The organism is Olivibacter sp. 47, assembly GCF_030372825.1.
GTDB lineage: Bacteria > Bacteroidota > Bacteroidia > Sphingobacteriales > Sphingobacteriaceae > Olivibacter > Olivibacter oleidegradans.
On the sequence record NZ_JAUCNR010000001.1, the window covers coordinates 1,597,698 to 1,612,580 of the forward strand.

General features: G+C 41.6%; 15 protein-coding genes. 9 read left to right on the forward strand and 6 right to left on the reverse strand.

The genetic code is table 11. From position 1 onward, the window contains the following. Nucleotides 1–47: 47 nt before the first annotated feature. Nucleotides 48–1,037 (reverse strand): GTP 3',8-cyclase MoaA, encoded by a 990-nt coding sequence (moaA, locus tag QT327_RS07100; RefSeq protein ID WP_289552450.1) that lies wholly within the window; start codon nt 1,035–1,037, stop codon nt 48–50. After that, entirely contained in the window at nt 1,034–2,167 is a 1,134-nt protein-coding gene (locus QT327_RS07105) for an XdhC family protein (protein WP_289552451.1), read from the reverse strand. Before QT327_RS07105 ends, moaA begins: the two co-directional genes overlap by 4 nt. Before the next feature lie 488 nt (nt 2,168–2,655). Here QT327_RS07105 and QT327_RS07110 point away from each other — a divergent pair, with 488 nt between their 5' ends. From QT327_RS07110 to QT327_RS07125, 4 genes are read left to right on the forward strand one after another with little or no spacing between them, the layout of a single operon-like run. Then, entirely contained in the window at nt 2,656–3,111 is a 456-nt protein-coding gene (locus tag QT327_RS07110; protein WP_289552453.1) for a (2Fe-2S)-binding protein, read from the forward strand. An 18-nt stretch (nt 3,112–3,129) separates the two neighbouring features. Next, nucleotides 3,130–5,388 carry a xanthine dehydrogenase family protein molybdopterin-binding subunit gene (locus tag QT327_RS07115; protein WP_289552454.1) on the forward strand — a complete coding sequence of 753 codons (2,259 nt, stop codon included), beginning with the start codon at nt 3,130–3,132 and terminating at the stop codon, nt 5,386–5,388. A gap of 46 nt (nt 5,389–5,434) precedes the next feature. Then, the gene (locus QT327_RS07120) at nt 5,435–5,887 is read left to right on the forward strand and encodes a nuclear transport factor 2 family protein (RefSeq protein ID WP_289552455.1); all 453 of its coding nucleotides are present in this window, start codon (nt 5,435–5,437) and stop codon (nt 5,885–5,887) included. Nucleotides 5,888–5,927: 40 nt separating this feature from the next. Next, nucleotides 5,928–6,377, forward strand: a complete 450-nt coding sequence (locus QT327_RS07125; RefSeq protein WP_289552456.1) for a nuclear transport factor 2 family protein — start codon at nt 5,928–5,930, stop codon at nt 6,375–6,377. 94 nt (nt 6,378–6,471) lie between these two features. Here the strand turns inward: QT327_RS07125 and QT327_RS07130 are convergent, their stop codons facing one another. From QT327_RS07130 to QT327_RS07145, 4 genes are all read right to left on the reverse strand, one after another. Continuing rightward, the gene (locus QT327_RS07130; protein ID WP_289552457.1) at nt 6,472–7,401 is read right to left on the reverse strand and encodes a helix-turn-helix domain-containing protein; all 930 of its coding nucleotides are present in this window, start codon (nt 7,399–7,401) and stop codon (nt 6,472–6,474) included. Between the two features lie 132 nt (nt 7,402–7,533). Next, a complete protein-coding gene (locus QT327_RS07135) occupies nt 7,534–8,286 on the reverse strand; it encodes a LytR/AlgR family response regulator transcription factor (RefSeq protein WP_289552458.1) in 753 nt (250 codons plus the stop codon). A gap of 7 nt (nt 8,287–8,293) precedes the next feature. Continuing rightward, on the reverse strand, nt 8,294–9,280 hold the full coding sequence (locus tag QT327_RS07140) for a sensor histidine kinase (RefSeq protein WP_289552460.1): 987 nt from the start codon (nt 9,278–9,280) through the stop codon (nt 8,294–8,296). A 144-nt stretch (nt 9,281–9,424) separates the two neighbouring features. Continuing rightward, nucleotides 9,425–10,318 carry a helix-turn-helix domain-containing protein gene (locus QT327_RS07145; RefSeq protein WP_289552461.1) on the reverse strand — a complete coding sequence of 298 codons (894 nt, stop codon included), beginning with the start codon at nt 10,316–10,318 and terminating at the stop codon, nt 9,425–9,427. A gap of 164 nt (nt 10,319–10,482) precedes the next feature. Between QT327_RS07145 and QT327_RS07150 the strand changes: the two genes are divergently transcribed. From QT327_RS07150 to QT327_RS07170, 5 genes are read left to right on the forward strand one after another with little or no spacing between them, the layout of a single operon-like run. Then, nucleotides 10,483–11,334 (forward strand): aldo/keto reductase, encoded by an 852-nt coding sequence (locus QT327_RS07150; protein WP_289552462.1) that lies wholly within the window; start codon nt 10,483–10,485, stop codon nt 11,332–11,334. 19 nt (nt 11,335–11,353) lie between these two features. Further along, nucleotides 11,354–12,337, forward strand: a complete 984-nt coding sequence (locus QT327_RS07155) for an aldo/keto reductase (protein WP_289552464.1) — start codon at nt 11,354–11,356, stop codon at nt 12,335–12,337. An 11-nt stretch (nt 12,338–12,348) separates the two neighbouring features. Further along, entirely contained in the window at nt 12,349–13,461 is a 1,113-nt protein-coding gene (locus QT327_RS07160; protein ID WP_289552466.1) for an alpha/beta hydrolase, read from the forward strand. Nucleotides 13,462–13,517: 56 nt separating this feature from the next. After that, complete coding sequence (locus QT327_RS07165; RefSeq protein ID WP_289552468.1) at nt 13,518–14,168, forward strand: flavodoxin; 651 nt, start codon at nt 13,518–13,520, stop codon at nt 14,166–14,168. Between the two features lie 13 nt (nt 14,169–14,181). Continuing rightward, nucleotides 14,182–14,826 (forward strand): NAD(P)H-binding protein, encoded by a 645-nt coding sequence (locus QT327_RS07170; RefSeq protein WP_289552469.1) that lies wholly within the window; start codon nt 14,182–14,184, stop codon nt 14,824–14,826. Nucleotides 14,827–14,883 lie beyond the last annotated feature (57 nt).

Consider the following 14,883-nt stretch of genomic DNA (forward strand, 5'->3'; position numbering starts at 1 on the left):
AGACAGTTTGTGTGCAAAAGATAAGCGTCCTATACCTGTCCTTTTTGTCATCCGCCAATAGTAATCATGCTCCGGTTCATTAAAGAATCAACTTCTATCTCTTTATAGTTTTCAGTTAATTGTCCTCCCAAAGATTTCGCTTTGGAGTGTATGCTTCGCTGTATCAACGGTAGGACATCTTCACCATTCCTCAATACTGATAGTAGGTCCGTTTCCTCTTTTGAAAAAAGACAGTTCTTTAATTTTCCATCGGATGTCAAACGTATACGATTACAGCTTTCACAAAATGGGGCCGTCATGGTGCTGATGATAGCTATTTTACCAAGGTGACCAGCTATGGCAAAAGGTCTTGTGGTGTCATTGGATTTGGGAGAGATGGGCTCTATTTGATAGACTCTTGCTATCCGTTCCAATATTTCGTTTAAAGTAAGCACCTGATTGCTTGACCATCGGTTTCCACTGAACGGCATAAATTCAATAAAGCGTACTTCAACAGGATACAACTTGGTAAGTCCGACAAAATCCAATATTTCATCGTCATTTAAACCTTTCATTACAACCACATTTATCTTCGTATGTATCTGCTCTTTAATGAGCAGGTCGATGTTGTGACGTACTCGGTTAAAATAGTCTCTCCGTGTAATTCGGTTAAATTTTTCCCGTTGCAAAGTATCTAGACTGACATTGATACTGCTAAAATTCGCTTTTATAATCTGCGGTAACATATCATTGATCCTGATTCCGTTTGTTGTCATGGTCAATTCTACCGGTAGCTTGGAAAGGATTTCAATAATAGCCGGAGCATCCTTCCTTACCAAGGGCTCACCACCGGTCAAACGGATCTTTGTTACGCCGTGGTCTACAAAAATCTTTGCCAGCTGGTCGATTTCATGCACTTGCATGAGCTTGGCATGAGGCGTAAAGGCATGGTGCTCCTCTGGCATGCAATAAAAACAACGTAGATTACAGTTATCCGTAAGCGATATCCGCAGATAGTTATGTAGGCGCCCGAACTGGTCTATGATTTTATTTTTCATGGAATTATCGGGATATCTTCATGTATTTTTGTTTTCAGAAACTTAAGTGGGCCGCCACTCCTCCTTCTCAAAATAGCCTTTACTTCCGATACCACGGAGATGGCAATTTCTTCCGATGTTTCTGCTCCAATATCCAATCCCATAGGCCCATATATCCGTTCTTTCTGCCTTTCGTTCAGTACTATTCCCGCTGTTTCGAGATCGTCGAACATACGTTGCAGTTTTATTTTGGGACCAAGAACGCCAATATAGGGTGTGACTGTCCCGATTAGCAATTTCAATACCGCCAGATCATAATGGTAATTATGGGTCATCAGCACAAAGACCGTAAAAGAGTCTATTTTCACAACACTTGCAACTTGATCTGCTGTTGATAAAATAACTTGCTTCGCTTTGGGAAATCGCTGCAAAAGGGCGTGCGTTGCTCTGCCATCAATAATGGTCGTGTCCCAGCCTAAGAGGTCAGCTGCTTCTACCAATGGTTTCGCATCATTTCCTGCTCCAACAATAACAAGGTTAATCGCGGGGGCGACATATTCGATAAGAGCCTCCAGCTCTTGTCCCTGTCGAATTAGTTTTTTTAGGTAATGTTGTTTTTCTTCTCTAGACCTATGAATATCTTCTTCCAATACCGAGAGATCAATGTCAGAGGATGGATCGAAAACGTTTCCTCCCTTATCCGCCAGCAAAATAGTTCCTCTTTGCATGTCCCGATGTTTGGTTGAAAAAAGCGTAACAATAACGGCTTCCTTTCTGTCGGCCTGTAGTTTTTTTAACAAGGCTACCGGATTGTTTGCATTATCGGTATCGATAAATTCAAACAGGATATGGACGATGCCATTACAACCTAGCTGCACGCCAAATTCGGTATTATCTTCATTGCTTGTATCGTAGGTGATTAATTTATTCTTCTGCTGATGGATGGCTAGTAAGGCTTTTCGTAAAGCATCGCCTTCCAGACACCCACCGCTTATCGCACCTGTTAAATTTCCGTCTTCTGTTACAAGCATACGTGCGCCGGGTTGCCTATAAGAGGAACCCTCTACCTTGACAACCGTGGCAAGAGCCATACTATAGCCGTTTTGCAATGCTGTTTCGTAAGCTCGGATTATATCGTTTATCTCTTTCATTAATGATCCGTGATTTGCCTATAAGCAAAATCAGTTAAATTTATAAGATCGTCATACTCTGCTTTAAAGTGGAGGCTAATAAATTAACCTGATAATCCAAATTTAAGCGATTCACCTCTTATTAATTATTTCATCAGTAATATTGGTAGTTAAATCAGTAATTTGTATACAGCAGATTACTCTTTTTATGACATTTTTGTAATGTGCGCATTATGAGAAGAAGGAGGCATCATTAGTAGCGGCAGAACAATTTTACCAATTATCGCAAAATCCGATGAAAAAAACATCAAACGGAATAGAGGTTCATTTTGTAAAAAAGGATATTGATCCAAGAGGCTTGAGCGAGTCAAGCCTTCCTCCCATATCTGCGGCCCTTGCCGACGCATTTTCTAGCGTTACCCACCAAGCCTTCATTAACAAGCTAAACAAATCTAGTCGATCAAAATAGCTGATAATTAAGTTAAAGAAATCGTATAAATAATAGTACCATGACAGCGACTAAACTAAACATCAACAAAAAAACGCATACCCTAGAGGTTGATCCTTCCACACCGCTCCTGTGGGTATTACGTGAACATCTTGATTTAGTAGGAACCAAATATGGATGTGGTGTGGCATCTTGCGGTGCGTGTACCGTACTCCTCGATGAAACAGCAGTACGGAGTTGTTCATTGCCGATTTCTGCGATTGGTGATAAAGCGATTACGACTATTGAAGGTCTATCGGAAGATGGAGACCATCCATTGCAACAAGCATGGGAAGAGCACGATGTCCCCCAGTGTGGCTATTGCCAGGCCGGACAGATTATGAACGCAGCAGCGCTATTGAAATCCAAGCCCAATCCTACTGACGACGATATCGATGCAGCTATGACTGGTAATCTCTGCCGCTGCGGTACTTACCTGAGAATAAAAGCAGCGATTAAAACGGCGGCCAATTATTAATTGTAAAAGCAAAAGACGATGACCCTAATAAAAACTACCGTAAACAGACGATCCTTTTTGAAAGCAGCGCTACTTGCAGGCGGCGGTATGGTGCTGCATTTCAGTTGGCTTGCCAGCTGCAAGCCCGCAGGAAAGAAAGCGCTTGAAATGCCTGAGGAGTGGTTCGAAATGAACAGTTACATAAAGATCGGTGACAATGGTGTGGTTACCTTATTCAATCCAAACCCTGAGTTTGGACAGAACGTAAAGACCTCCCTGCCCATGATACTGGCCGAAGAGCTGGACATCGATTGGGAACAGGTTATCGTGGAGCAGGCAGATTTTTATCCCGAACGCTATGGAAGACAATTTACCGGCGGGAGTCAATCTGTCCGACAAGCTTGGTCTCCTTTACGAACGGCGGGCGCCACGGCAAGGCAGATGCTGATCCTGGCAGCTGCAGGGCAATGGAATGTTCCTGCTTCGGAAATTACCACCGAACGTAGTACGCTATTGCATAAAAGCAGTGGAAAAAAAGCTGGATATGGCGAGATGGCTTCCACGGCAGCCAAGATACCGGTACCAGAACTGGTAAGGCTAAAAAATATTTCCGATTTCAAAATTGTAGGCTCTTCCAAAAAAAATGTGGAAACCAAGAATATTCTCAAAGGAAAATCTTTATTCGGGATTGACTATAAGACAGAGGGCATGCTTATCGCGATGGTGGTACATCCTCCAGCATTTGGCATGCGGTTTAAATCGATGGATGATAGCGTAGCGAAATCTATGCCCGGGGTGAAAGCCATATTTACAATTGACTCGCTTACCGGAGATATTGTACAGAACTTTTTCGACACGACCAGCTTCACGAAGTTTGCCGTAGTGGTTGGTAATACCACCTGGGAGGTTTTGCAGGCTAAAAAAGCCTTAAAAGTGGAATGGGAACAAGAGCCGGAACGTACTTTTAAGATGGGATCATCGTGGACTTCAGGCGCTAAAACTATAGAGGCGAAATATCCTTCGGGTTTGGAGAGTACCGAAATGCATCAAACCAAGATGAAAGAGTTTAGTAAAAAACCGGGAAATATCATCCGCAGAGATGGAGACCCGGAAAGTGCTTTCAGATCGGCCACAAAAATCCTCGAACGCACCTACACTGCTCCTTTTCTGGCACATAATACCATGGAACCCGTGAACTGTTTTGCACATGTAACGGCAGATAAAGCGGAATTATATGGACCTATACAAGCTCCGGAGTTTATAATAGGCACACTTTCGCAAAGACTTGGTCTGCCAAAAGAGAAAATACAGATCAAACTGGCCCGTATGGGTGGTGGATTTGGTCGCAGAGCCTATGGGCATCATTTCATTGAGGCAGCGGTTATTTCCCAGCAGGTTAAAGCTCCTGTTAAATTAGTTTACACACGTGAAGACGAGATGACCGCCGGTATTTACCGCCCTACCTACAGTGCTACCTATCGTGCGGCGCTGGATAAAGATAACAAGCTCATTGCTTTCCATGTAAAAGCAGGAGGAATTCCCGAAACACCCGTACATGCCGATCGTTTTCCGGCAGGTGCCATAGATAACTACCTTGCTGAGGGATGGCAAATCCCTTCTAATATTACCATCGGGGCTTTCCGGGCGCCACGTTCCAATTTTATTGCTTCCGCAGAACAGTCCTTTTTGGATGAACTGGCGATGGAAATGGGTAAAGATCCGATAGATTTCCGTCTGGAGCTATTGGAACGGGCAAAGACAAATCCTGTTGGCGAAAAGAATGATTACGATGCTGCACGCTATGCGGGTGTATTGGAACTGGTACGTGAGACATCTAAATGGAAGGAAACACCGCAGGGAGTGCACCGTGGTGTATCGGCCTATTTTTGCCATAACTCCTATGTCGCAGAGGTGGTTGATCTGGTGATGAACAACAATTCGCCAAAAGTAGAAAAAGTGGTAGCTGCTATTGACTGCGGAATTGTGGTTAATAAAGATGGTGCTACTAATATGGCTGAGGGAGCCATTATTGACGGCATTGGAAATGCTCTCTATGGAGAACTTCCGTTCAAGGATGGTGTACCGCAAAAGAATAACTTTACAACATACCGGTTGATAAGAATGAACGAGGCACCGAAAACGATTGAGGTGCACTTTGTAAAAAATGAGGAAGATCCTACAGGAATGGGAGAACCTCCATTCCCACCAGCTTTTGCTGCCGTGGCAAATGCACTTTATAGGGCTACCGGAAAACGCTTTTATAACCAGCCGTTCATCAATGAATTGAAATCAACCTAATCGGTATAACAGTAAATCTCCATAAGAATTATTTAAACAAAGAAATATGAAAAAATGGATCATCGGATTATTATTAATCATAGTGGGTGTACAATTGTCTTTCGCACAAGATTCGGCAATAGAAGAAGAGATCAAGAATCTCTCTAAAACAAAATGGCAATGGATGGCCGATAAGAACGTGGACAAACTGGCTTCGCTCTTCCATGATAAGTCAAAATTTGTTCACATGAGTGGAACTTGGAAAAAGGATGAGGAGCTCGATATTATTAAAACCGGAAGCATTTGGTATAAAAAAGCAGATGTTCACGATGTGGCAGTCGAAATTGTTGACGATGTTGTCGTCCTATGGAACCGCATTACCTTGAATGCGGTGGTTAGAGGTAATGATGCAAAAAATGAATTTACGGTTACAGAGGTCTATAAAAAAGATGCGGATGGTTGGAAATTGTTAGCCTTGACATTTAGTACTGTGCGGGATACCCATAGCATTAAACATTAGCACGAATTCAATCCTAAAAACACTTAAAATTTACGTACAGATGAAAACAACAATTCAAGGGCTGATATTTCTCTTTATCAGCATGCAAACTTTTGCGCAAAGTTCTGCCATCGAACAGGAAGTCATTAACCTATCCAAAGAGAAATGGCAATGGATGGCCGATAAGAACGTGGACAAACTGAAAGATCTTTTCGATGATAAGTCTGTCTTTGTACATATGGGAGGATCTTGGGGAAAAGAGCGGGAGCTCCAAGTAATCGAGAGTGGGGGTATCCATTATAAGAAAGCGGATATCCATGACGTATCGGTTGAAATAATCGATAACACAGCTATATTGTTAAACAGGATTACCTTGTTAGCTGTGGTAGGTGGTAATGAAGTCACTAATCCATTTATTGTAACGGAAGTCTACGTAAAGAAAAACGACAAGTGGAGGATGGGATCGCTTTCGTTTACCAAAACAATGACACCGCCGCCAGCAAGAAAGTAAATGAAATTCGCCCTATTTTTTATTTGCCGAAATGAGAAATAATCATCAAAAAGTAGATTATAGTCCTACTTTTGGTGATTATTTCTTGTTGTTTTTATCTTAAACAGGTAGCCCTAAATTCATTAGGACTCTGTCCGACTATCTTTTTGAAGAAACGGGAAAAATGCTGCGGATAAGTAAAACCCAGTTCGTAAGCTACTTCATTAATAGATTTCTTGCCTTCAGAAATCTTATTTTTTGCTTCATCAACTATTTTATGCTGAATGTATTCTAAAGGGGGCTTGCCCGTCTCTTTTTTTATCAAATCGCCAAAATAATTAGGTGATAGATGTAGCCTGTCGGCAAAATAGGACACGGAAGGAATACCCATTTCAGACGGTTTTTCGGTTGAAAAATAGTGATTCAACAATTCATCAAAGCGCTGTAAAACTCCCGTGGAACAATTCTCAGGCAATGGAAATTGACGGCTATAGAAACGCTGGCAATAATTTACCAGACGCTCAATATGAGAGACAATTAGTTTTTTGCTGTGCTTATCCAGCGAGTATTCCAGTTCTAGTGCGATATTGGTAAAACAGTCCGACACGAGTTGACGTTCTTCCGGTAATAGGTGCAAAAATTTATCAAAAAGACAATGACTGAAAAAATTCCATCGGTGGATTGTATTTACCATTGATGTCCCTTGTATCAGATCTGGGTGGAAAACCAATGTGTATCCCTTCGCGTTATCCGCTTCGTTTTTTCGCTTCAGGCCTAGCACCTGTCCCGGTAAGATGAACGATAGCTTTCCTTCCTGGTTCTCCAAATACCGTAATGCTATACCGTAGAGGCCTAAATGCAAATTGAAATCGGCTTTTAATGGTGTCTTTGACCAGTTCACTAAACTGACCAAGGTATGCCGCGTTTCAAATTTATTGAAATCATTAAATGCACGGATCGTATCTATATGAGTATGCGTTTCCTTTGTACAGGAAGTCACATGCTGTTTAAATGTTGTGCTTTGGTGTATATTCCGGATCTCCATAATTATGCTATTGGTACATAGATTCTTATGAAGTAAAATTCAGGAAATTAGTTTATTCCTGGTTGTTGGAACGCACCAAAACGAAAAACACAAGACTAAAGGCGAAAGGGTATTTGCTGGAGACGTATCCTTTTAGCTATCTACGATCCATTCTTTAAACTCTGCAGCTTTGTTTTTGCTGATATAGATCCGTTCCGGCACTTCGGTGTCCAGTGTAATGAAAAGGCGGTTATCAAACCAGACCGTTATATTGTTGACAGCATTTCGCGCAATAATGTATTGTTTGTTGGCCCGGTAAAAATCCCTTGGATTTAGAGACGAAAAGATCTGATCCAATGTTTTGGAATATGGATAATTAATACCCTCCTTTAAACAGATGGATGTGTTCTTATCAGTTGTATAGAAATAAGAAACGTGCTGTAGGTCAATGGGCAGTAATTTGTCTTTGATAGGTATTAAAATTTTGTCTCTATACCTTCCCGCAGGGTTTAGATTGGCAAGCTTCGACAAATATGCTGTAATATCCACATGTGACCATTTGCTGAATTTATGTAATGCCCGCTGGAGATCGCTGCTTTTTATTGGCTTCAGTAAATAGTCAATACTGTTTACTTTAAATGCTTCGATAGCGTATTCATCGTAAGCTGTCGTAAAAACAATAGGTACTTCGACCTCCACGTGGTCAAATATCAAAAATGCCGAGCCATCAGACAAATGAATATCCATTAATATTAAATCGGGCGCAGGGTTCGCCTTTAACCAGTTAAGGGTTTGACCAACGCTCTCTGTATTACCTACGACCTGTATTTTGGGGTCAATCTCTTTTAAAATTTCCACCAAGCTTTCATAAGCTGCTGTTTCATCTTCTACAATCAGTACCTTCATAAAATGATCACTTTAACGGTAAATAAACGGTAAATTTTATGCCGTCGTTTTCGACTTTGATAGGTTTACTCATCAATAACAGAAAGCGACTTTCTAGGTTTTTCAAACCGGTTCCATTGGTTAAGGGCGCACTTAATTTAGGGTAAATGGGGCTGGAAACCACCAGTTCGTTCTGCTCGTTCAGATATATATCAATGACCATCTTGTGATCGCTATCAATCATGTTATGGACTACCACATTATCTAAAAGCGGAAGGATAGAAAGTACAGGTAAACTAGATGCTAACTTGCTGCTGTCTACATTAATATGGTATTCCAGCTTATTGGCAAAACGGACTTCCATCATGTATCGGAAGGAATCGACAAAGGAAAGCTCTTCTGCTAAGCTAACAAGTCCTTTCTTATCACTCTGTAGAATGTAACGAAAAACATCCGAAAGTTTGTCGACATAAGCTAAGGTGATTTCATCATTCTTCTTGCGGATCAGGGAAGTCAGGCCATTGAGCGAATTGAAAAAGAAATGCGGATTGATCTGATTGGTTAGTGCATCATACCGGCTCTGTAGGTGCTGAAGTGTTAATTCCTTAATCTGCTTCTCTTTTTTTCTTTTTTCCGAGTAAAGCATCACAATATGCCCCATAAGGGAGCTCAGGACAGAAACGATAAAAAATTGAAAAAGTACAAGGCTGCCAAAATGCCTGACCTTGGTAAAGGCCAAGAATGAAATCGCTCCGTAAAGCGCATAGGCAAAAACCGAGATCAATATACTGTATCCTAGTCTCTTTTTATAGGAAAAGTTCTTCAGATATCGGAGATTACTCGTGATCAATATAAAAATCAGTCCGATAAAAAAGGTGTACCGGAACAAGAAAAATACGATGTGACTTGTCTTGTCTGCATTACCAAGCCATTTTAATTCAAAGGGTAACCAGGTTATATCTGGGTATATAACAAAAATTGCAGATAGGGCACTGACCAGCAGCAGTTGCCACAAATTGTATTTCTTTAACAAATTACTCCTTTATCTTTCACGGGATAACAAAAACTTACTTCGCAAAGGTACAGTACGAATTCCTAAGAACGTCTTGCACCTGATTAAAGCGAAAAAACAAATGATCAAAACGAATTTCAGCGCTGATCAATTCAGATGCCGATATTCTTTTGGCGTATAGCCGACCCGGTTTTTGAACAACCTTGCAAAATGCTGCGGATATTTAAATCCCAGTTCATAGGCTATTTCATTGATCGTCTTACTAGTGTCGAAAATTTTATCCTTCGCTATATCAATGATTTTATTCTGAATGTAATCCTGTGCTGATTTTCCGGTCTCTTTCTTAATCAGGTCTCCAAAATAGTTCGGGGATAGGTGGAGTTGCTCGGCAAAATAAGCGACGGAGGGTAAACCAGAATTATAGGGTTTTTCGGATTCAAAATAGTTATTGAGCGATTCTTCGAATTTTTCCAGAATTCCCCTGTTGACATTGTCCCTTGTAATAAATTGACGATCATAAAACCGTTCGCAATAGTTTAGGAACAATTCGATATTGGAGACGATCAATTGCTTGGTATGTTTATCAATGTTGCGTTTCAGTTCGAACTGAATTTTCTCCAAGCAATCCAGAATGATCTTTCGTTCCTGCTCGGACAAATGCAAGGCTTCGCTGACGGCATAGGAAAAAAAAGTGTAATCGGCCATTTTCTTGCCCAGTGAGGTGCCATGCAAAAGATCGGGATGGAAAACGAGCGCTGTGCCCTGTGGCTGATAGTACTCTTCCTTGTATTCACCTATAACCTGTCCGGGAGCCAAGAAAATCAAGGTTCCCTCTTCGTAATCATAATTTTTTAAGCCATAACGGAGGTCGCCACATTTTACGCTCTTTAAAAAAATAGTATAGAAATCGTATTGCAAACGGCGAAATTGACGTGGTTCGGCTTTGCCCAGGTCAACGATGCTGACCAAGGGATTCAACGTCTCATTATTATTGAACGCGTTGTATTGCTTGATGTTTTTAAAATTTATGATATCATCCATAAAGCTAATTGTTTGTTCTATACAAAACTAATAAATGGTAAGCTATGTTCTTTACGTATTGCCTGGGAACAGTAATATTGGTATCAAAAACAGTAATCTGTATACCAAACCGTTATAAATCTCTCCCGACATTTGTAACATAACCTTAAAAAGTTAAAAACAAGATGAGAAATTTAGTTTTGAATAATGGAATAGAAATGCCAATCCTTGGGTTTGGGGTGTTTCAGATACCGGATGCGAGAGAATGTGAAAGGGCTGTTAAAGATGCGATTGAAACCGGCTATCGCCTAATTGATACCGCAGCCTCTTATCTAAATGAGGCGGCCGTAGGTAATGCCATTAAAAATAGCGGAATTCCGAGAGAGGACCTATTTATAACGACCAAACTATGGGTACAGGATACAGGTTATGAAAAAACAAAGACCGCATTTCAAAAGTCTTTGGACAGATTACAGCTCGATTACCTGGATCTTTATCTCATCCACCAGCCCTACGGCGATGTTTTCGGATCGTGGAGGGCTATGCAGGAACTATATCATGAAGGAAGGGTGCGGGCTATTGGCGTTGCTAATTTTCACCCCGATAGAATAACAGATCTGATCATAAACAGCGGTTTTACACCGGCGATCAACCAGATTGAAACGCATCCCTTCCATCAACAAATGGAGACACAAAAGTTTCTGCTTGAAAACGAGGTACAGATACAGTCTTGGGGGCCTTTTGCAGAAGGGAAGAACAACATCTTTCACAATGAAGTATTGTCGGCTATCGGCGAAAAATATGATAAATCAGTAGCGCAGGTTATCCTTCGCTGGCTAATACAACGAGCTATTATTGCCATTCCTAAATCGGTTCGAAAGGAACGAATGACCGAAAATTTTGAAATTTTCGATTTTGAACTTTCTCAAGAGGACTTGCAAAGCATCGCGGCTTTGGATAGCGGATCAAGCTTGTTCTTTGATCATAGGGATCCGGCAATGGTAAAATGGTTGAGTGAACGAAAACTGGACATATAGTCTAAAAAAAAACAAAATAATGGAAAAACGTAAACTGGGAAATAGCGGATTGGAAGTATCTGCGTTGGGGTTGGGTTGTATGGGACTGAGCTTTGGCTATGGTCCGGCTACTGACAAACAGGATGCTATACAATTGATCAGGGCAGCATTTGATGCTGGCATAACTTTTTTTGATACCGCCGAATGTTATGGGCCATTTGACAATGAAGCGTTATTGGGTGAAGCGCTAGCACCCTTTCGAGACAAAGTGATAATTGCCACTAAATTTGGATTTGAGGATGGGGATTCGAAAAAAGGACTGGACAGTAGCCCTGCAAGGATAAGAGCAGTGGCAGAAGCGTCTATGAAAAGACTTAAAACCGATTACATTGACCTGTTTTATCAGCATCGGGTTGATCCGAATATTCCTATTGAAGAAGTTGCCCGAACTATCGGGGAGCTGATAGGCGAAGGAAAAATAAGGCATTGGGGCTTATCGGAAGCAGGAGCAGACACTATCCGCAAAGCACATGCTGTTCAACCGCTTGCCGCCCTACAAAGCGAATATTCTCTGTTCTTCCGTGAGCCTGAAAGGGAAATTATTCCTACACTGGAAGAACTAGGGATAGGTTTTGTGCCGTTCAGTCCTTTAGGCAAAGGGTTTTTAACGGGAGCCGTTGACGATAAGACAAAATTTGACCCTACAGATTTTAGGAATATTGTTCCCCGTTTCTCGGAAGAAAACCGTAAAGCCAATCAGTCATTGATAGATTTAATAAAGTCTATTGCTGCCGGCAAAGGTTCAACGCCCGCTCAGACAGCACTTGCATGGTTACTTGCTCAAAAGCCCTGGATCGTGCCCATTCCGGGAACAACCAAGTTGCACCGTTTACAGGAAAACATAGGAGCGGTGGATGTCCGTTTAAGCGAGACTGAATTGAACAATATAGAAGCAGCACTGAAAAATATTGAAATAGTGGGTGCGAGATATCCTTCGCAATTACAGGACAGAGTTGGTAAATAAAATATAACAGTATGGGAAATAGACGTAATAACAGAAAAGTCTGGGCTTTTGCAGTGTCTTCAATATTGCTCGGTACCGCCTTTTGCCTTTCATCTTGTACCACAACCAAAGAAAATAACAGTAACAGCTTGGTTATTAAAGAGCAGGGTAGTTTTATGGTTGGCGGCACAAAAACCACTGAAACAGGCACATTCGATCTGGACAGCGCTTTGAAACCACAAGGACAGACCTTTCACGGCGATCATGCCTATGCGTTTTATCAAATTCCCGAAGAGGCTCATAAACTTCCATTGGTTTTTCTGCATGGAGCTGGACAGTCCAAAAAAACATGGGAAACAACACCTGATGGACGGGAGGGCTTTCAGAATATTTTTCTCCGAAGAAAGTTTTCAGTTTACCTACTAGACCAGCCGAGACGTGGCGACGCGGGAAAGAGTTCTGTGGAAGCAACCATTAAGCCTACGGCAGACGAGCAATTCTGGTTCACACAATTTAGGCTTGGCAATTATCCTGACTATTTTCCAAATGTTCAGTTTCCTAAAGATACTGCTTCGCTTGAACAGTTCTTTAGGCAGATGACCCCCAATACGGGAAGTTTTGATACCGGTGTTATTTCAGATGCCGTTTCCACCCTGTTCAATAAGATAGGTGATGGTATTCTGGTGACGCATTCACAGGGAGGTGGTCCAGGTTGGATGACAGCTATCAAAAATGATAAAGTCAAGGCAATCGTAGCCTATGAACCGTACAGCGGTTTTATGTTTCCCGAGGGGGAATTACCGCAACCGATAAATTCAACAGGACTTTTCGGTGCATTAAGCGGTGTGGAAATACCCTTGGCGGACTTTGAAAAACTAACCCAGATGCCGATTGTGATCTATTATGGAGATAACATCGCAAAGGAACCAACTAAGGTATGGAACATGGACCATTGGCGCTCCGGCCTTCAAATGGCAAGGCTCTGGGCAGAGGCAATTAATAAACACGGAGGGGATGCTAGCGTAGTACATCTCCCGGAGGTGGGCATTAAGGGTAATACCCATTTTCCTTTTTCAGATCTGAACAATGTAGAGGTAGCCGATGCATTGTCCAAATGGTTAAAGGATAAGAGGCTCGACAAGTAATAGGGATACAAAAAAATGATAGCAACTGGAGAATTGCATATAAAAAGAAAGACGAGATGAAAAGTTTAACAACACATTGGTTAATGTTATGTACGTTCTTGTTTGCAATAACATCCTGTTCGGCAACCGAGCCGCCATCAGCGGCAAAGGAAGAGCCATCAATAGAAAAAGATGATTCTCTGCAAGATAAGAAAATATTGATTGTTTATCTGTCACGTACAAAAAACACCAAAGCTGTTGCACAGATCATCCAAAAAAAAGTGGGTGGCGACTTGGTAGCGCTTGAATTGGAGACGCCGTATCCGGAACATTATCAAACAACGGTGGATCAGGTAGCAGATGAAAATGCCAGAGCTTATCTCCCACCATTGAAAACGAAGATTGACAATATAGCAAATTATGATGTGGTCTTTGTAGGATTTCCTACTTGGGGGATGCAATTACCACCACCCATGAAAAGTTTCCTTAGTCAATACGATCTAAGTGGAAAAACGGTGGTTCCCTTTAATACGAATGCCGGTTATGGTGTCGGTAGCAGCTTTGAAACGGTAAAAAAATTATGCCCACAAAGCAACATTCTTGAAGGCTATTCAACTAAAGGCGGGGTGGAAAGGGATGGAATTTTATTCGTGATGGAAGGGGACAAAGAGAAAGAGGTGCAAGTTGAGGTACAGGACTGGCTAAAGAAAATAGATTTGATCAAGTGATAACTTAAGCAAAATGAACATATTGATATTAGGTGCGGCAGGTAAAATCGGGAAATTGCTTGCAGCAGAAGTTCTTGCCCGGACTCCCTATGATTTAGTACTTTATGCCAGAAATGCATATTCGCGATTAAATGCAATAGATTCCACGCAGGTAAAGATATTCGACGGCGATTTCAGGGATATAGGTACATTAACCGAAGCAATGATAGGTATTGATGTTGTTTATATCAACGATATGGGGGATGATCAGGCTACCAATATAATTATAGAGGCCATGAAAAAAGTCGGAGTGAAACGGGTGATCGGTGCTTCTGTTCTCGGTATATACGATGAAGTGCCTGGAGCCTTTGGCCGGTGGAACAAAATGATGATCGGTGGTTCTCCCCGAATGCAAGCACAGATAAAATCGGCGCGTGCCATAGAGGACTCGGGCCTGGACTATACCTTACTTAGGTTAACATGGCTTTATGATCAGAAAGATAACAAGGATTATGTGATTACCATGAAAGGAGACCCGTTCAGGAGTACACAGGTCACGAGGGAAGCTGTTGTCCAACTGATCATTGATATTATCATGGCTGAGGACGAGCGATTTATAGGGAAAAGTTTAGGTGTAGGCGAACCTGATACCGAATGGGATAAACCTTCATTTTATTGACAGAGGTAAATGGAACGATAGGTATATAGCGGCATGCTGCTTATTAATCTTTATACA